Genomic DNA, 17,165 nt, shown 5'->3' with positions numbered 1-17,165 from the left:
CAGGAGGTTCACGATGCGTCCACGACTGGTTGCAGTCCGTCCCGCGGCCGGGGCGGCCGCCGCCCTCGTCGTCGCCCTGGCCCTCACCGGCCCCGCCCCGACCGCCCTCGCCGCCGCCCCCGCGGGCGACCCGGCCGGCGACGGCGGTGCCCGCGTCACCGCCGTGGTCATCCCGGCGACCACGGCGCCCGGCGCCGACGTGGACCTGCGCGTCGAGGGCTGCGCAGGCCCGGGCGGCACGGTCCGCTCCCCGGCCTTCGTCGCCGACGCGGAGCTGTCCGGCGGCACCGGTGGCCTCGGCGGCCTCGGCGGGACGGGTGCGGGTGGCACCGGCGGGGTGGAGGGGACGGGTGGCACCGGGAGCACGGGCGGTGCGGGCGGCGCGGAGGATCCGGTCGACCGCGGGGGCGGCAAGGGCGACGGCGGTCCCCTGTACGGCGACACGACCATCCGCTCCGGCCTCGCCGCCGGCAGCCACCCCCTCACCGTCGTCTGCGCCGGCCGCGAGCACCGCGACGCCGGCCGCGTCCACGTCTCCCCGGACCCGCCGGCCACTCCGCACGCCCCGGTACGCGCCGGGGGCGGCGGCGCCGTCGCCGCGCCCCTCACGGCCGCGCCGAGCGTCGCCGAGCAGGGCCCCGGGGCCCGCCACACCCTGGTCGGCCTGGCCCTCGCCGCGGTCGCCGCCGTCGCCGTCGCCGTGCGCTCCACGCGCCGGCGCCGCGAACCCGGAGCGGACTGACCGTGCCGGGCGGCGCGACCTCCGGGACGGGCAGCGGTCGTCTCCTCGTCGGCATGATCTGGGCGCTCGTCCTGGTCCTGATGTGGCTGTGGGGCAAGGAGGTCACCGCCGGCCAGGGCGGTCTGTCCGCCCCGACCACCGGTGACGTGGCCGCCGTGGGCCGTCCCCGCGGCGTCCCCCTGCCACCCCCGCACGAGCCGGTCGGGCCGGCCAGACCGCTCCGCCTGGACGTCCCGTCGCTCGGCGTGGAGTCCCCGGTCGTCCCGCGCGGCCTGGAGGAGACCGGGGCGGTCGAGCCGCCGCCCTTCCAGATGCCGGGGACGGTCGGCTGGTACGCCGCCGGCACCCGGCCCGGCGAGCGCGGCGCCGCGCTCCTCGTCGGCCACGTCGACACCGAGACCGGCCCGGCCGTCTTCCACCACCTCCGCACCGTGCGCCCCGGCGCCCTCGTACGCGTCGGACGCGCCGACGGCTCGGTCGCGGAGTTCACCGTGGAGGATGTGCGCGTCCTGTCCCGGCACGGCTTCGACCCCCACCAGGCGTACGGGCCGCGCGACCCGTCCCGGGCGGAACTGCGCCTGATCACCTGCGGCGGCACCTTCGACCGGGCGACGCAGACGTACACGGCGAACGTCGTGGTCTCCGCGTACCTGACGGCCGTGCGCTGATCCCCGGCGCCCCGCCCGCGGGCCCGCGCGTCGCCCCCTCCCGCGTCCCTCCCACGCGTCCGGCCTCCCGCGTCCCTCCCACGCGTCCGGCCTCCGGCACTCCGCCCCGGCCTCCCGCGCCCCCCGGTCGGCCCGTCCGGCGGTTCCCTGTCGGCCTGCCGGGCGGCTCCCTGCCGGGCCCGCTTCGCGGCTCCTCGGCGGCCCGCGCGGCGGGCGCCGCGACCGGCGGGCGCCGGGGCGTCCCCGCTGTGCCAGGATGGCCGCCGAACGGGTCGTCAGGCGCACCCAAGGGGGAGTCGATGTACGGCAGTCGCGGCGGCTACGTCCGGGCGGGCGTGGCCGCGGTGGGGGCGGTGGCGGTCCTGCTGGTCGCCGCCTGCACCTCGTCCGACGGGGACGGCGGGGACGGCGGGCGCGACGGGGGGCCGGGTACCGGTCGGGACCGGCCGGCCCGGACGGCGGACCGGTTCTGGGTCGACCCCGACGGCAACGCGGCCCGCCGCGCGGCCGGCCACCGCCGCGCCGGCGACGCGCGCGGCGCCGCCCTCGTCCACCGGATCGCCTCCCGGCCGACCGGCGTGTGGATCGGCACCGACGACCCCGAGGGCGAGGCCCGCCGGGTCACCACGGCCGCCGCCCGGGCCGACCGCCGCCCGCTCCTCGTCCTCTACGACATCCCGCACCGCGACTGCGGGCAGCACTCCGCGGGCGGCGCCGCCGACGGCGCGGCGTACCGGGCGTGGATCGAGGCCGTCGCCCGGGGCGTCGGCGACCGGCCCGCCACGGTCGTCCTGGAGCCCGACGCCGTGATGCACCTGGTCGACGGCTGCACCGAGGGCCGGTACCACGAGGAGCGGTACGCGCTCCTCGCCGGCGCGGTGCGGCGGCTCGCGCGGCTCCCGCACGCCCGCGTCTACCTGGACGCCGGCAATCCGGGATGGAGCCGCCCCGAGGCGCTGCCCGGCCCGCTCGGACGCGCCGGCCTCGCCGACGCGGACGGCTTCGCGGTGAACGTCGCCAACTTCCACACCACGGCGGCATCCCGCGCGTACGGGCGCAGGATCTCCGCGCTGACCGGCGGGAAGCACTTCGTCATCGACACCGGCCGCAACGGCAACGGCCCGTACACGGGCGGCGACCCGGCGGGCGACTGGTGCAACCCGCCCGGCCGGGCCCTCGGGGAGCCGCCGACCACCCGGACCGGGGACCCGCTCGTCGACGCCCACCTGTGGGTCAAGCGACCGGGCGAGTCGGACGGCCCGTGCCGGGGCGGCCCGGAGGCGGGCGAGTGGTTCGCGGCGTACGCCCTGGAACTGGCCCGCAACGCCCGCTGATCCACCGCCCGCCCCACCACACCCGCCGCGGACCGCCCACCCGCCCCGCGACACCACCCCCCGAGGGCAGCTCCACCAACCCCCGCCCGCGGACCGCCCACCACCCACGACACCCGCCTCGCAGCACCCACCGTCCCGCCGCCGACGCCCGCGCCCTAGACGCCCGCGCCCTAGACGCCCGCGCCCTAGACGCCCGCGCCCTACGACGCCCGCGCCCTACGACGCCCGCGCCGCCAACGCCCGCGCCCCCACGACGCCCGCGCCGCCAACGCCCGCGCCCCACAACGCCCCGCCGCCCACGACGTCCGCGCCCCGCGACAGCCCCGCCCACGTCACCCGCCCCGCAGCACCCGTCACCACACCCGCCGCCCTGCTCTCCCCTCCGGGCCGTTCACGGCACCTCCACCCACACCGCCTCCGACGGTGTGCCGCGCCCGTCGGCGACGAACAGCATGTAGTACCCGGACGGGACGAGGGCGCGATTGGCCGGCACGGTCACCCGCAGGGCGTCGGGACCGGTCCGCTCGACCGTCAGGGCGACGCCGCTGGTCGACGTCGGTGACGTGCGTGACGGCGCTCGGGCGCATGAGCCGCGCGGTCCGCACCCGCGCCGCGTCCGGGGTGCGCAGCACGGCGTGCGGGGGCGGTGGGGCGGGGCGTGCGGCGGTGCGGGCCGCGCGGCGCCGTGCGCGCCGCCGGTCGCGGCGGGCGGCGCGCATCCGCTCGAGGTAGTTGGGGAGCGGCACGTGGTCGGTGTCGACGCAGGCGAGGAGGTCGTAGCCGGCGCCGTGCGCCTCCAGCCAGGCGTTGTAGTTGCCGTGTTTGGTGCGGGCGCGGTACGGGCCGGCGGGCCGGTTCCAGCGGGGGACGCCCCGGCGGGAGAAGTGGCGCACGCCGAGCCGCGCGCAGACCCGCCGGACGTCGGGGTCGTCGCCCTCGTCGAGCAGCCACACGTGCACCACGCCGCGGTGCCGGACCCGTACGGCGGCCTCCAGGGTCCGGGTCACCAGGGCGAGGGGTTCCTTGCCGGGGACGAAGGAGGTGAGGAAGGCGACGCGGGTGCCCGGCTCGGGCACCACGGGCACGGGGTCGCGGGCGACGAGCGTGGCGTGGGCGATCGACAGGACGTTCAGCGTCCGGAACAGTTCGATCAGGCCGATCGACGCGAGCATGACGAGGTCGAGGGCGAGCAGGCGCCCGTCGGCGGCGCGCGGCCCGCCGGCGGACCAGTGGCGGGGCTGCACGAGCCAGCCGAACAGCCCGAGCGAGACCAGCGGTGCGGCGCCGAGCAGGAGCGCGGCGCGCACGCGGTGCGGTTCCGCGGCGAGCAGCGGGCGGTAGCGCACCCGGTAGGGTCCCGCCGCCGGGTCGGGCTGGGTGAGGGGCCCGGCGAGCCGGCTGTGGTGTTCGTAGTCGTACCGGGGCGCGGGTCCGGGCGCGTCGCGGGCGCGGGTCGTCCGGCGGGTCGGGCGCGGTGGCGGGGCCGGGGAGGCGTCGTCGTCCCGTCGGGCGCCCGTCGGCGTCCACGTCATGGGCCATCCCCCCGCACGCGCGTCGCTGCTGACCGGTCGCGGCGCGGCCACCGCCCGTACCCGGAGCGGGGACGGCGGACGGGACGCGCCGGTGACCTGCCACCCCCCTCAGGTCAGCCGCGGGGGTCACGGCTGGAACACAGCGTGGACGAGCACATTCGTGTCCGCAAGGGTGAAAAAGCGGCATACCCGGATGTGTGTGCGATTCCCGGGCGGGCGCGGACGCGGGAGGGCGTGCGGGCCGTGTGGGGGAACGACCGAGGCCCCCTCACTCGAAGTGAGGGGGCCTCGACCCTGCGTGCGCCGCCAGGGACTCGAACCCCGGACCCGCTGATTAAGAGTCAGCTGCTCTAACCAACTGAGCTAGCGGCGCCTGCTGACCTGCACAACTCTACCCGACGTCACGGAGTGCTCCCGACCGCCCGCCGGGTGCCGGTCGAGAATTTTCCGCCCCGATGCGCCTGTCGGAAAGTCGTTTTTTCCCTTTTGACCGTCAAAATACGAGACGTCCGGACAGTTGGGAGGCTGGCGCGTGTGCACCAGTACGGAGAAATCTTGCCCAGTGTGGAGGGGAACCGTATGACCGTCCCGGTCTTCGAGGAGTACGCGCCCGCCGCCGACTGCCCCTGCCCGGGCTGCGCCCGGCAGCGGCGGGAGCACGCACTCCGCCCGGCCGTGCGCGCGGGGGGCCACCCGGCCGCCCACGGCGCCCGCCGCGCCCTCGTGCTGGCCACCGCCGCGGGGGCCGTCCTCGGCGGCGGCGCCACCACGGCGGGCGGCGCGGTCCACCCGGCCGGCCACCCCCTCCTCCCGGCGCTGCCCGCGGGCCCGGCGGGCCACGCGGCGGACGGCGACACCCCGCAGGGCGGCACCGCCGGACTGCACGGCCGGCCGCTGGCGGGGCCGACGACCGGGCCCGTCTCCGTGCGGCAGCTCCCCGAGTCCACCCGCGCCGACATCATCAACCGGGCCAAGCGGTGGGTGACGGCGAAGGTCCCGTACTCCATGGAGAAGTACTGGACGGACGGTTACCGCCAGGACTGCTCCGGCTACGTCTCCATGGCGTGGAACCTGCCCGCCAACGAGTGGACCGGCAGCCTCCACCGCTTCGGCCAGAAGATCGCGTGGGCGGACCTCCAGCCGGGCGACATGCTCCTCTTCCACAATCCCGACAATCCGACCAAGGGCTCGCACGTCACGCTCTTCGGCGGCTGGACCGACCACAAGCGGACGCACTACACCGCGTACGAGCAGACCAAGCCGCACACCCGCCGCCAGACGACCCCGCTGGCGTACTGGACCAACTCCGAGCGGTACGTCGCCTACCGCTACCTGGGCCTCGTCGCGGAGTCCGGTGTCACGCCCGCGAGCGTCACGCCCGCCGGCGGCGCCCCCGCGTCGATCGCCTACCCGGGCGCCGGCCACTTCGGCCCCGGCGCCCGCAACCACCACGTCACCCGGCTCGGCCGGATGCTCGTGGCACGCGGCGCCGCCCGCTTCTACACCGACGGACCCGGCCCCCGCTGGGGCGAGGCCGACCGGCGGGCGACCCGCGCGTTCCAACTGGCGCAGGGCTGGCGGGGCGCCGAGGCGAACGGCCTGCCCGGCCCCCACACGTGGCGCCTGCTCGCCACGGGCCGCGGCCGGGACATCCCACCGGGCGGGGGCCGGGCGACGGCGCCCCCCTACCCCGGGCGGGCCCACTTCCGTCCGGGCCGGTCCGGCAGGCACATCGAGACGCTGGGCCGCCAGCTGGTGAAGCGCGGCCACGGCAAGCACTACACCCACGGCCCCGGCGCGCGCTGGAGCGAGGCCGACCGGCGCAACGTCCAGGACTTCCAGCGCGCCCAGGGCTGGCGCGGCGGCGCCGCCGACGGCTACCCGGGCCCGGAGACATGGAGGCGGCTCTTCCGATGACCGAGCACCACGAGCGTGAGAAGGCACCCGACACGGCGGCACCCCCGGACGGACCCGCGCCGGCCCGCCGCGCCCCCCTGATCGGCCTGGACACCACCGGCCCCGTCCCGGCCCATCCGTTCTTCCGCGCGGAGCACCAGGCCCCGCCCGAGCCGGAGGTACCGGACCTGCTGGGCCACGGCGCGCGGATGCTCCTCGACGCCCCGCCCCCGGCGGCCCCGGACCCGTACCTTCCGGACCTGCTGAATCCCGAGACGACGACCCGCAGGCCACCCCGCTTCACCCCGACGCCCCACCCTCAGCACACCCGTCCGGCCCCGCCCCCGGCGGCCGGCGCGGCCCGCCCGGCGGCGGCACCGGCGCGGCCGGCGTCGACACCGGCCTGCGCGGCGGCCGGGACGGCGCAGACCCCGCCGGCGGCCACGACCTCACCGGCGGCCACGACCTCACCGGTGTCCCCGCCCGCGCCCCCGACCGCGGCCCCCACCCGCCCGGAACCGGCCCCGGCTCCTCCTGCCTCGACCCCGGCCCGCCCGGGGGAGGCTTCTGCCCCCGCGGAAGAGGCTCCTGCCCCCGCGGGGCAGGCCCCGGCCCGACCGGCGCCGACCGCGCCGCCCGCGACGGCCCCGCTCCGGCGGCCGGACCGAAACCGCCCGGCCCCGGGCGACGCCTCCGCCCCCGGCCCCGCCCGTACGACCCGACGCCTGCCGGACTTCCTCCGCCCGTCCGCGGCCCGCTCCACCCCCGACAGGGGTGACGGCGCACGCGGCGAGCGCCCCACGGGTGCACCGACCGGACGCGGCCCGTCGCTGCGGACGCCCGCGGAGTCGCCGGGCGGGGGTACGGAGGTACGTGTCGGAACCCCGGCAGCGGCGGCCCCGACCGTCGACCGGCCGGCAGCGGCGCCGGAGGCGCCCACCGCGTCGACCGTCCGGGCCGCGAGCGGGGACGACGTACGTGGCGAAGACCCGGCGGGTACGTCCACCCGGCGCGACCCGTCCCTGCGGGCACCGGCGGAGTCGCTGCGCCCGGGCGCGGAGGGGGTACGCGTCGGCCACCCGACGGCAGCGGCGCCCCGCCCCGAAGCGGCGCAGGCCCACCCGACGGCAGCGGCGCCCCGCCCCGAAGCGGCGCAGGCCCACCCGACGGCAGCGGCGCCCCGCCCCGAAGCGGCGCAGGCCCACCCGACGGCAGCGGCGCCCCGCCCCGAAGCGGCGCAGGCCCACCCGACGGCAGCGGCGCCCCGCCCCGAAGGGGCGCAGCGAAGGAGGAACGAGGTCCGCGACGAGCGTCCCATGGGCGCACCGACCGGGCGCGGCCCGTCCCTGCGGACTCCGGCGGAGTCCCTGCGCCGAGGCGCGTCGGTACGGGTCGGACGCCCGGCAGCGGCGGCCCCGACCGCCGACCGGCCCGCGGCCGCGCCGGAAACGTCCACCGGCTCGTCCGCCCCGCCGGCGGAGGGTGTGGCCGCCCCGCCGCGCGCAGTGGCCGCGGACCCGGCTCCGGCGGAGGCCCTGACCGGCTGGTTCCCCCGCGTGGCCGAGGCGCCCGCCCCGCACACGAACGTGCCTCCGCGGCCCACGGCGCCGCCGACGCCCCCGACCGGCTCGACCGCCCATTCGGCGCGGGAGGAGCCGGACGTGGCTGCGGCAACGCCACCCACCGGCCGCCGGACGCCCACCACTTCGCCGGCGCCGGCGCGGGCGCCGCGGGACGTGACGGACGCCGCCGAGCCGGCGGCAGCGGCCCCGGCAGCGTCGACCGCGACGAGCCGGGAGCCGATGGCACCCGGCAACGACCCGGCCGCCGCGCCGAAGACCGCCCCGCCCGCCCGTGCGACGCAGGACCCGACCGATGGGGAGCCGGCAGCCCCCGGTGATCGGTCCGCCTCCGCGCCGGAGGCGCCTGCCGGCCCGAGTGTCCGGGCGGCGAGGGATGTGGCCGTGGCGGAGAGGGTGTCCGACGGGCGACCCGCTGCGGATACTCCGACCGCCCCGCCCGCCCGTGAGGCGCAGGCCCCGACCGGTTGGGACCCGACAGCGCCCCACGACCGGTCCGCCTCCGCGCCGGAGGCGCCTGCCGGTCCGAGTGTCCGGGCGGCGGGGAAGGTGGCCGTCACGGAGGGGGCGTCCGACGGGCGGCCCGCTGCGGAGGGTCTCACCTGGCCGTTCGCCCATGGGGCCGACGCCCCGGAGGACACGGAGGCGTCCGTCATGCGTGAGCGGAGCGTGGAGGTGCCGGAGGCCGCCCAGGCGGCCGAGGTCCCGGCTTTCCAGGAGGCGGCGACCACCCGTGACCGGCCCGCAGACGCGGCGGCGCTTGCCGGTGCGGTCGCCGCGGGCGGCGCCCGGGTCCCGTCGGAGGGCGGGGCCGAGAGCCGGGCGTCCGTCAGGATCGCCCCGGACGCCCCGGACGCCCCGGACGCCCCGGACGCCGCCGGCCGGGTGGAGGGTGCCGGCTTCGGGCCTCACCCGGGCGGGGCCCGGGACTCCGCGGCTGCCGCCGGGGCCGCCCCGGCATGGGGAGGGGCGACGGTGGCGCCGCCCCCGTACGGCGCGCGTTCCGGGGGCGGTTCCGCCCCCTCCTGGGGGCAGGGGCCGGAACACGGTGATCCGCGCCGGTCCGATGCCGCGCCGTACGAGGGGCGCGGGGTCGAGGCGGATCCCGCCGCCACCGTGCGGGCCGGCGCCCTCGCGGGCGTGGGTGTCGCGCCGCGCTCCGAGGCGTCGCGGGCGGCCGGGCCCGGGCGTGGGGGACGGCACGCCGCGGTGACGCCGGTCGGCCGGCGCCGCGCGCGTCCCGTACCCGACGCCGAGCCGCGGCTCGCCGAGCGGCCCGGGGCGGTGCTGCCCGGCTGGGCGGGTGTGCTCGCCGGGGCCGCGGCGCTGGTCGCGTGCGGCCTGGCCCTGTGGTGGGCGGGCGCCCTGCCGGAGCTGGTGGGGCGGGTGTTCGGCCTGCCGGACGTGCCGCCGGCGGGGCTGACGGCGGGGCCCTCCGCCCTGATGGTGTGCGGCCTGCTGCTGGCGCTGTTCGCGTTCGGCGGGCTGGTGCGCGGCCGGGTCGGGCACGCCTGGGTGCTCACCCTGTTCGGTGACTACCGGGGCACGGTCCGCCGTACGGGCCTCCTGTGGCTGAACCCGGCGTTGGCGCGTCGCCGCGTCGACGTGCGGCTGCGTCACTGGCGCAGCGAGCCGCTGCCCGCGGTCGACGCGAACGGCACCGCCCTGCGGGTGGTGGTCCTGGTGGTGTGGCGGGTCGGTGACACGGCTCGGGCGGCGCTCGCGGTCGCCGACCACGAGGAGTACCTGCGCGACCAGGTGGAGGCGTCACTGGCGCGGGTGGTGTCGCAGCTGCCGGCCGACGCGTTCCAGGTGGGCGGTGGTACGCCGACGCTGCGGGACGCCGAGTCGGTGGGAGAGGCGCTGACGCGGACGGTGTCCGTCGAGTGCGCCCCGGTCGGCGTGGAGGTGTTCTCGGCGCAGCCGACGCGGATCGAGTACGCCCCGGAGATCGCGTCCGCGATGCGCCGCCGCCGGATCGCGGCGATCGACGCGGAGCACCGGGACGCGGTCCTCACCTCGGTCGTGGACGCGGTGGACGACATGGTGCACCGACTGACCGAACGGGGCCTGATGGAGCTGGACGACTACGAGCGCAAGGCCCTGGTGAAGGACCTGGCCGTCGCCTTCTACACGGGGCACGGCGCCCGGACCGAGGGCGCCTGACCCCGGCGGGACGGGGACGGACGCGCCGGACATGCGGGAAGGCCCCTCGCTTCCGCGAGGGGCCTTCCCGTGTCTGTGCGCCGCCAGGGACTCGAACCCCGGACCCGCTGATTAAGAGTCAGCTGCTCTAACCAACTGAGCTAGCGGCGCCTGCTGACGGAGTAAATACTACCTGGTCCGCGGGGTGCTTCCGACCGCGCTGTCGTGATCCGGCTCACATCGGGGGCCCCGGAGGTTTAGGTGAGGTCTGGAGGGGTGCCCCGCCGCGCCGCTGGGCCTCCGCCGCCCGGGCACTGCCCGCCGCCCCGCGCGTCGGCGGGCGACGCCCCCGCGCGCCCGCAGCGCCCCGCGCGCCCGCAGCGCCCCGGCGCGTCTACAGCGCCAGCGAGAGCACCACCGGCGCCGCCTTGCGGTTGAGCGTGTCGGCCGCCGAGCGCAGGCGGTGGGCGTGCTCGATGGGGAGCGACAGCGCGAGGCAGCCCACCGACGACCCGGCCGTCAGGGGGACCGCCGCGCAGACCGTGCCCACGGCGTACTCCTGGAGGTCCAGGACGGGGACGGTCGGCGGCTGGCTGTCCAGCTTGGAGAAGAGCACCCGCTCGCTGGTGATCGTCCGCGACGTCAGCCGGGCGATCTTGTGGCGGGAGAGGTGGTCGCGCCGGCCGTTCTGGTCGAGCTGGGTCAGCAGGCACTTGCCGACCGCGCTGGCGTGCGCGGCGGAGCGGAAGTCCACCCACTCGTTGACCTTCGGGGTGTGCGGGCCGTCCGCCATTTGCGTGATCTTGACCTCGCCGTCGATGTACCGGCTGATGTAGACGGCGGCGCCGACCGAGTCGCGCAGCTCCGTGAGGGTCTCCTGCAGCTTGGCCTCCAGGGCCTCGCGGCGCGTGACGCCCGAGCCGAGCAGGACGAGCGAGTCCCCCACGACGTACGCGCCGTCGGCGACCTGCTCCACGTACCCCTCGCGGCGCAGCATCCGCAGCAGCGGGGTGAGGTGCGCCGTGGGCAGCCCGGTCTCGCGCGCGATCTGGACGTCGGTGACCCCGCCGCCGTGCCGGGACACCGTTTCGAGCACGCGCAGGGCGTACTGCACCGAGTGGAACGGCGTGGTCGGCTCAGGCTTCAGCGCCACGGTTTCCCCCTACCAGGTTGTGACCGCAAGCTTCCGTACCACGATAGCCGCCAAGGGCCGGTTACGGGCCACCTGTTGACGAGAACCGGCCGCGCCCCGGGCGCCCGCGCCGGCCCGGTCGGCCCCTGGCACATGCCAGGGGCCGAACCGCCGGTGGCGGGGGTCGTCAGAGCACCGCGCCGAGGAACTCGCGGGTCCGTTGGTGCTCCGGATCGGACAGGATCCTCTCCGGAGAACCGGATTCGATCACCCTTCCCGCGTCGAACATGAGCACCTCGTCCGAGATGTCCCTGGCGAAATTCATCTCATGCGGGACGCACACCATCGTGATGTCGGCGCTCCGCGCGACGTCCCGCAGCAGGTCCAGCACGCGCGCCACGGACTCGGGGGCGAGCGCCGACGTCACCTCGTCCAGGAGCAGCACCTTCGGCCGCATCGCCCGGGCGCGGGCGATGGCAACGCGCTGCTGCCGGCCGCCGGAGAGGGTGCCGGGGCGGGCGACCGCACGGTCGGCGAGGCCCACCAGTTCGAGCAGGTCCCGGGCGCGCTCCCCGGCCCCCTCGCGGCCGAGGCCGAGCACGCGGACCGGCGCCTCCGTGAGGTTGCGCAGCACGGTCATGTGGGGGAAGAGGGTGAACTGCCGGAAGACCATCCCGATGCGCTTGCGCACCTCCCGGCGGCTCTTGTCGTCGGCCGGGAAGAGCCGGTCGCCGTTGACGTCGATCGTGCCGCGGTCGGGCCGCTCCAGGGTCATCGGCATCCGCAGGATCGTGGTCTTGCCCGATCCGGACGGGCCGATGGGCGTGACGTGCCGGCCGGCGTCGACCGAGAAGGACAGGTCCCGCAGGACGGTGCTGCCGCCGTGGCTCTTGCCGACGCCGGAGAAGCGGACGAGTCCAGTGGACAGACGGCGCTCCCGTCCACGACCACGGCGAACGGCGGCACGCTCTCGGCGCGGCTGCTGTCCCGCGCCACCCGGCGGGTGGTGAGCGCGGTCGCGGCCAAGGCGCCCACGCGGCCGGACTCGACGGCGGCGTTCAGACCGGCGACCTGGTCCCGGAGAATGACGAGCCGCTTCTCGGGGTACCCGGCGGCCACGGCGTGAGCGGCCTGGGCGTACCCGGTGCCGGTGGCGAGGCGGGCGCCCTCGCGCAGCACGTCCGCGCAGGAGCGCAGCCCGAGCGGGTTGCCGCGGCGCACGATGAAGGAGTCGAGCATCTGGTACTCGGGGTCGGAGAAGAGCACCTGACGGCACCGCTCCGGGGTGAGGTACATCCCGGAGAGACGACGTCGGACTGCTGGGAATCGAGGCCGGGGATGAGCGAGCCGAAGTCGGTGGCGACGGGCTGGACGCGGGCGACGCCGAGCCGCCGGAAGACGACGCGCGCGAGTTCGGGCGCCCCGCCCGTGAAGGCCCCGTTCTCGTCGACGTACCCGTAGGGCACCTAGCCGGCGATGCCGAGCCGTACGGTGCCCTGCGACCTGAGCCGCGCCGAGGCGTCCCCGGACGGGACCCGGGCGCACCCCGCGGCCGCCAGGGCGCCGGTCGCGCCGAGAGCGGCCGTGCCCAGGAGCAGCGAGCGCCGTCCCACCGCCCCCGACCACCTGTTTTCTGTTGGACGAGCTGTTCGAGCCAGGGCCGCGCGGCTACCCGGGCGCCGACGGGGTATGCGTGATCCGCGCCGAGGACAGGAGGCCAGCATGACCACCGTCGGACTTCTCCTCCCGGAGGGGACCCCCGAGGACGATTACCGCCGCATGGAGACGCTGCTCGGCGGGGACATCCGCGTCGATTCCGTCGCGTACGGCGGGCCGGGCGGGGGCGCCGTGTCGTTCGCCGCCGAGGGCGAGCGGCTGCGCCTCGCGGGTGCGGACGCCGTGGTGTGGGCGGCCGCCGGGGCGTCGTTCGCGCCGGGGTGGGAGGCCGCGCACGAGCAGGCGCGGGCCCTCGCCCTGAGCGCCGGCGTCCCCGCGTCCAGCACCGCGATCGGCTTCACCCACGCGCTGCGGGAGCTCGGCGCCACGAAGGTCGCCGTGGCCGGCGCGTACCCGCGCGACACCCTCGACGGCCTCGCCCGGTTCCTGGGCGCCGCGGGCGTCGAGGTGGTCGGCTCGGGCGGGGGCTCCGCCGCGACGCCGCTGCCCGAGCTGGTGCGTGCCGCGGACGACCCGCTCGCCGAGGCCGTGCTCGTCCCGGACACGGCCACGCCGTGCGTCGCGGAGGTGGCGGCGGCCGAGGCGGCGGTCGGCAAGCCGGTGCTCACCGGGACGCAGGTGACGGTCTGGGAGGGGCTCCGCCTCGCCGAGCGGCGTGGCGCCTGGGCCGACGAGCTGGGGGCGCTGTTCGCCCGACGCGACGCGAGGGACGTGGGACAGCCGGCAGGCTGACGCGGCCCCGCCCCACCCGGGGCGGGCGCTCACGCGGGCGTGGCCGGCGCCGCGGGGTCCGCGGGGTCTCGCACGCGCGCGCCCCGCCTGTGGGCGCGGCCGGACTGCCCCCGGCGGTACGACCCCGGCGGTACGACCGGCGGCGCGCCCCCCCGGGACGCGAGCCCGGCGGCGGCGCGCCTCCGGGCGCCCGGCGTGGGCGGCACGGCCCCGGGGCACTCCCGGCCCGGTGGGCGGGCAGCGTGTGGCCGGAGGGTGGGAGCCCGGGGCGACCCGGCTGGCCCGTGAGACCCCGGGCGCCCGGGCCGGACGGTACGGCGTCCCGGGCGTCCGGCCCCCGTGCGGTACGAGCCGGTCCGGAATAACCGGACGGTCCCTCCTGTTAGTGCCTGGCGTACCGACGTCATGTGCAGGAGGACCCAGCGGTGAGCGACGACGAGGCGACACGGGAGACGGCGACCGGGGAGACGGCGGCGCGCGGGGCCGCGCCCGGGGACGCGGTGCGCGGGACGGCGCGCGGCACCGCCCCCGTACCGCTGTCCGTACTGGACCTGGTCACCGTGGGGGCCGGGTCGACCGCCACCCGCGCCCTGGCCACCAGCGTGGGGCTCGCGCGGCTCGCCGAGGACCGGGGCTACCACCGCCACTGGGTCGCCGAGCACCACTCCATGCCCGGGGTCGCCTCGTCGTCCCCGGCCGTGATCCTGGCGCACCTGGCCGCCCACACCCGCCGCATCCGCCTCGGGTCCGGCGGCGTCATGCTGCCCAACCACGCCCCCCTCGTGGTGGCCGAGCAGTTCGGCACCCTGGAGGCGCTCGCCCCGGGCCGGGTCGACCTCGGGCTGGGCCGGGCGCCCGGGACCGACGGGGCCACCGCCGCCGCGCTGCGCCGCGCCGACCGGCTGGACGAGGGCGCCGACGAGTTCCCCCGGCAACTGTCCGAGCTCGTCCGGTTCCTGGACGACGACTTCCCCGACGGGCACCCGTACGCCAGGATCCACGCCGTGCCCGGTCCGGTGCAGGGCCCCACGGGGCGCCCGCCGGTGTGGCTGCTCGGCTCGTCCGGCTTCAGCGCGCGGCTGGCCGGGACCCTCGGGCTGCCCTTCGCCTTCGCCCACCACTTCTCCGCGCGCAACACGGTCCCCGCGCTGGAGCTGTACCGGGACTCCTTCCGGCCCTCCGCCGTCCTCGACGCGCCGTACGCGCTGATCGGCGTCTCCGCCCTCGCCGCGGACGACGAGCGGGAGGCCCGGCGCCAGGCGCTCACCGGCGCGCTGTCGATGCTGCGGCTGCGCACCGGCCGGCCCGGACTCGTCCCGACGCCCGAGGAGGCGGAGGCGTACCCGTTCGGCGCGGCGGAGCGGGAGTTCGTGGACGGCTGGCTCGCCAACGTGGTGCACGGCACGCCGGACGCGGTCCGTGCCGGTCTGGACGGCCTGCGGGAGCGGACGGGCGCCGACGAGCTGATGATCACGGCGAGCGTCCACGGCGGTGAGGCGCGGCTGCGCTCGTACGAACTGATCGCGGACGCGTACGGGATGCCGGCCGGTGGTTCCCCCTCGGGAACCGATGCACAAGATTCCTAAGGGAGGCTTAAACCGCTCGTCACCATGGGTGGCGGGCGGTTTCTCCGTCCCCCGCACGGCTTCTGATGAGGGGTTTTACCCGGCGATTGGTCTAGTCCTCATTCTGGTGCAGACCATTGACGGGGCGTTCGCGCGGCGGTTATCAATTCTTCGACTTCAGCTCCGCGTACCGCGCTTCACCCCCTCGGAGGCCGCTCGTGCCCGCCCGCAAACCCCTGCTCGCCGCGCTCACCGGCCTGGCCGTCGCCGCCACCGGTGTGCTGGCCGCCGTCGCCGGCCCCGACACCGCCCGCGCGGCGGAGACCGCGCCCGCGGCCGCCCCCGGCGGCGTGAAGATCGCCTACTACGACCAGTGGAGCGTCTACGGCAACGCGTTCTACCCCAAGCACCTCGACACCCGGGGCATCGCCGCCAAACTGGACGTCATCAACTACTCGTTCGGCAACATCCACCCGACCGAGCACACCTGCTTCATGGCGAACAAGGCGGCGGGGGACGACAACAACCCCGACGCCGGTGACGGCGCGGGCGACTCGTACGCCGACTACCAGCGCTCCTTCGCGGCCGCCGACAGCGTGGACGGCGTCGCCGACACGTGGGACCAGCCGATCGTGGGCGTCTTCAACCAGTTCAAGGAGCTGAAGGCGAAGTACCCCCACCTGAAGATCAACATCTCGTTGGGCGGCTGGACCTACTCCAAGTACTTCCACGACGCCGCGAAGACGGACGCGAGCCGCAAGAAGCTCGTCTCGTCGTGCGTCAAGCAGTACATCCAGGGCGACCTGCCCGTCGAGGGCGGCTTCGGCGGCCCCGGCACGGCGGCCGGGATCTTCGACGGCATCGACGTCGACTGGGAGTACCCCGGCTCGCCCGACGGCCACCTCGGCAACCACCACGGGCCGGAGGACAAGCAGAACTTCACGCTGCTGCTCGCCGAGTTCCGCAAGCAGCTCGACGCGTACGGCGCCGCGCACGGCGGCAAGAAATACCTGCTGACGGCGGCGCTCCCGGCCGGCCAGGACAAGATCAAGCACATCGAGACGGACAAGATCGGCGCGTACCTCGACTACGCGAACATCATGACGTACGACATGCACGGCGCCTGGGACGGCGACGGGCCGACGTACCACCAGTCCCCGCTGTACTCCGGCTCCGACGACCCGACGGACCCGATCAAGCCGGGCACCGAGAAGTACTCGATCGACAACGCCATCGACGCCTGGATCGACGGCGAGCCCGCCTACGGCATCGCGGGCGGCTTCCCGGCGAACAAGCTGACGCTCGGGTACGAGTTCTACTACCGCGGTTGGAAGGGCGTCCCCGCCGGGGGGAGCAACGGCCTCGCCCAGCCCGCGACCGGCGCCTCGGCCGCCCGCCCGGTGAGCCGGCAGGCCGGCATCGCCCACTACAAGGAGCTCGGCGGCATCGTCGACAACCCGGCGACCACGTTCTGGGACGACCGGGCGAAGGCCAGCTACTTCCACAAGGACGGCGAGTTCTTCACCGGCCTCGACAAGCGGGCCGTCCAGGCGCGCGCCGAGTACGGCCGCAGCCGGGGCCTGGCGGGCGCGATGATGTACTCGCTGCTCGGGCTGGACGCCGGTACGACGCTGCTCAACGAGATCGTGGCGGCCGTCGGCGGCACCCCGCAGACCCCGGACCCGATCCCCACCCCGACTCCGACCCCCACCCCGACCCCGACTCCGACTCCGACCCCCGCCCCCACTCCGACCCCGACTCCGACGCCCACCGGCCCGGCCGGCTGCACGGCCGGTGCCTGGGACCGGGCGGCCTCGTACGGCGGCGGCGCGCAGGTCTCCCACCAGGGGCGCACCTGGAAGGCCAAGTGGTGGACACGGGGCGAGGAGCCCGGCACCACCGGCGAGTGGGGCGTCTGGCAGGACCTCGGCGCCTGCTGAGCGCCGTACCCGGACCGCCCCCGGAACCCACCCCCCACACCACCGCCCCTGACCGGAGAGCCGCGGCCTCCCGGTCAGGGGCGGTTCCCACGCCGGTCCCACGCCGGTCCCGCGCCTGCCCGGTCCCACGCCGGTCCCGCGCCTGCCCGGTCCCACGCCGGTCCCGCGCCCGGTCCCGCGCCCACGCCGGTCCCGCGCCCGCCCGGTCCCGCGCCCGGCCGG

General features: G+C 77.2%; 12 protein-coding genes, 2 tRNA genes and 3 pseudogenes. 8 read left to right on the top strand and 9 right to left on the bottom strand.

Features of this window, described 5'->3' with window-relative positions:
• The first annotated feature begins 13 nt into the window (after positions 1-13).
• From NRO40_RS10635 to NRO40_RS10625, 3 genes are all read left to right on the top strand, one after another.
• Positions 14-742 (top strand): hypothetical protein, encoded by a 729-nt coding sequence (locus tag NRO40_RS10635; RefSeq protein WP_058943917.1) that lies wholly within the window; start codon positions 14-16, stop codon positions 740-742.
• Between the two features lie 53 nt (positions 743-795).
• Entirely contained in the window at positions 796-1,410 is a 615-nt protein-coding gene (locus NRO40_RS10630) for a class F sortase (protein ID WP_058943944.1), read from the top strand.
• Between the two features lie 299 nt (positions 1,411-1,709).
• Positions 1,710-2,744 carry a glycoside hydrolase family 6 protein gene (locus NRO40_RS10625; RefSeq protein WP_058943916.1) on the top strand — a complete coding sequence of 345 codons (1,035 nt, stop codon included), beginning with the start codon at positions 1,710-1,712 and terminating at the stop codon, positions 2,742-2,744.
• A 391-nt stretch (positions 2,745-3,135) separates the two neighbouring features.
• On the opposite strand, the pseudogene NRO40_RS10620 reads toward NRO40_RS10625, so the two are convergent.
• The 3 genes and pseudogenes from NRO40_RS10620 to NRO40_RS10610 all read right to left on the bottom strand — a co-directional run.
• Positions 3,136-3,340 (bottom strand): annotated as a pseudogene (locus NRO40_RS10620) (galactose oxidase early set domain-containing protein); the annotation flags it as partial.
• 102 nt (positions 3,341-3,442) lie between these two features.
• A pseudogene (locus NRO40_RS10615) lies at positions 3,443-4,276 on the bottom strand (glycosyl transferase); the annotation flags it as partial.
• A 299-nt stretch (positions 4,277-4,575) separates the two neighbouring features.
• Positions 4,576-4,649, bottom strand: a tRNA-Lys gene (locus tag NRO40_RS10610).
• A 206-nt stretch (positions 4,650-4,855) separates the two neighbouring features.
• On the opposite strand from NRO40_RS10610, the gene NRO40_RS10605 reads away from it, so the two are divergent.
• Positions 4,856-6,193 (top strand): peptidoglycan-binding protein, encoded by a 1,338-nt coding sequence (locus NRO40_RS10605; RefSeq protein WP_058943915.1) that lies wholly within the window; start codon positions 4,856-4,858, stop codon positions 6,191-6,193.
• Between the two features lie 298 nt (positions 6,194-6,491).
• Here the strand turns inward: NRO40_RS10605 and NRO40_RS10600 are convergent, their stop codons facing one another.
• On the bottom strand, positions 6,492-6,635 hold the full coding sequence (locus tag NRO40_RS10600) for a hypothetical protein (RefSeq protein WP_157901907.1): 144 nt from the start codon (positions 6,633-6,635) through the stop codon (positions 6,492-6,494).
• Between the two features lie 1,771 nt (positions 6,636-8,406).
• Here NRO40_RS10600 and NRO40_RS10595 point away from each other — a divergent pair.
• Positions 8,407-9,918: an SPFH domain-containing protein gene (locus NRO40_RS10595; protein WP_198549434.1), complete on the top strand. Its 1,512-nt coding sequence runs from the start codon at positions 8,407-8,409 to the stop codon at positions 9,916-9,918.
• Positions 9,919-9,994: 76 nt separating this feature from the next.
• On the opposite strand, the gene NRO40_RS10590 is transcribed toward NRO40_RS10595, so the two are convergent.
• From NRO40_RS10590 to NRO40_RS10570, 5 genes and pseudogenes are all read right to left on the bottom strand, one after another.
• A tRNA-Lys gene (locus NRO40_RS10590) sits at positions 9,995-10,068 on the bottom strand.
• Positions 10,069-10,291: 223 nt separating this feature from the next.
• Positions 10,292-11,050: an IclR family transcriptional regulator gene (locus NRO40_RS10585; RefSeq protein ID WP_058944342.1), complete on the bottom strand. Its 759-nt coding sequence runs from the start codon at positions 11,048-11,050 to the stop codon at positions 10,292-10,294.
• Positions 11,051-11,216: 166 nt separating this feature from the next.
• Positions 11,217-11,957, bottom strand: a complete 741-nt coding sequence (locus NRO40_RS10580) for an amino acid ABC transporter ATP-binding protein (protein ID WP_058944347.1) — start codon at positions 11,955-11,957, stop codon at positions 11,217-11,219.
• Positions 11,958-11,965: 8 nt separating this feature from the next.
• Positions 11,966-12,495 (bottom strand): annotated as a pseudogene (locus NRO40_RS10575) (transporter substrate-binding domain-containing protein); the annotation flags it as partial.
• Positions 12,496-12,642 (bottom strand): hypothetical protein, encoded by a 147-nt coding sequence (locus NRO40_RS10570; RefSeq protein ID WP_232791218.1) that lies wholly within the window; start codon positions 12,640-12,642, stop codon positions 12,496-12,498. It lies immediately after the preceding pseudogene.
• A 109-nt stretch (positions 12,643-12,751) separates the two neighbouring features.
• Between NRO40_RS10570 and NRO40_RS10565 the strand changes: the two genes are divergently transcribed.
• The 3 genes from NRO40_RS10565 to NRO40_RS10555 all read left to right on the top strand — a co-directional run bounded on the left by NRO40_RS10565 (position 12,752) and on the right by NRO40_RS10555 (position 16,943).
• Complete coding sequence (locus NRO40_RS10565; RefSeq protein ID WP_058944341.1) at positions 12,752-13,438, top strand: aspartate racemase/maleate isomerase family protein; 687 nt, start codon at positions 12,752-12,754, stop codon at positions 13,436-13,438.
• 500 nt (positions 13,439-13,938) lie between these two features.
• Complete coding sequence (locus tag NRO40_RS10560; RefSeq protein WP_408057082.1) at positions 13,939-15,024, top strand: LLM class flavin-dependent oxidoreductase; 1,086 nt, start codon at positions 13,939-13,941, stop codon at positions 15,022-15,024.
• 197 nt (positions 15,025-15,221) lie between these two features.
• Complete coding sequence (locus NRO40_RS10555) at positions 15,222-16,943, top strand: glycosyl hydrolase family 18 protein (protein ID WP_232791217.1); 1,722 nt, start codon at positions 15,222-15,224, stop codon at positions 16,941-16,943.
• Positions 16,944-17,165 lie beyond the last annotated feature (222 nt).

This window comes from Streptomyces changanensis, assembly GCF_024600715.1.
Classification (GTDB): Bacteria; Actinomycetota; Actinomycetes; order Streptomycetales; family Streptomycetaceae; genus Streptomyces; species Streptomyces changanensis.
Note: the sequence above shows the minus strand (reverse complement) of the source record. Positions and strands in the feature narration are given on the sequence as shown.

Bases quoted from the DNA above. Each gene is read 5' to 3' on its own strand.
- NRO40_RS10635 (WP_058943917.1), top strand. From the start codon at position 14: ATGCGTCCACGACTGGTTGCAGTCCGTCCCGCGGCCGGGGCGGCCGCC.
- NRO40_RS10630 (WP_058943944.1), top strand. From the start codon at position 796: ATGATCTGGGCGCTCGTCCTGGTCCTGATGTGGCTGTGGGGCAAGGAG.
- NRO40_RS10605 (WP_058943915.1), top strand. From the start codon at position 4,856: ATGACCGTCCCGGTCTTCGAGGAGTACGCGCCCGCCGCCGACTGCCCC.
- NRO40_RS10625 (WP_058943916.1), top strand. From the start codon at position 1,710: ATGTACGGCAGTCGCGGCGGCTACGTCCGGGCGGGCGTGGCCGCGGTG.
- NRO40_RS10565 (WP_058944341.1), top strand. From the start codon at position 12,752: ATGACCACCGTCGGACTTCTCCTCCCGGAGGGGACCCCCGAGGACGAT.
- NRO40_RS10595 (WP_198549434.1), top strand. From the start codon at position 8,407: ATGCGTGAGCGGAGCGTGGAGGTGCCGGAGGCCGCCCAGGCGGCCGAG.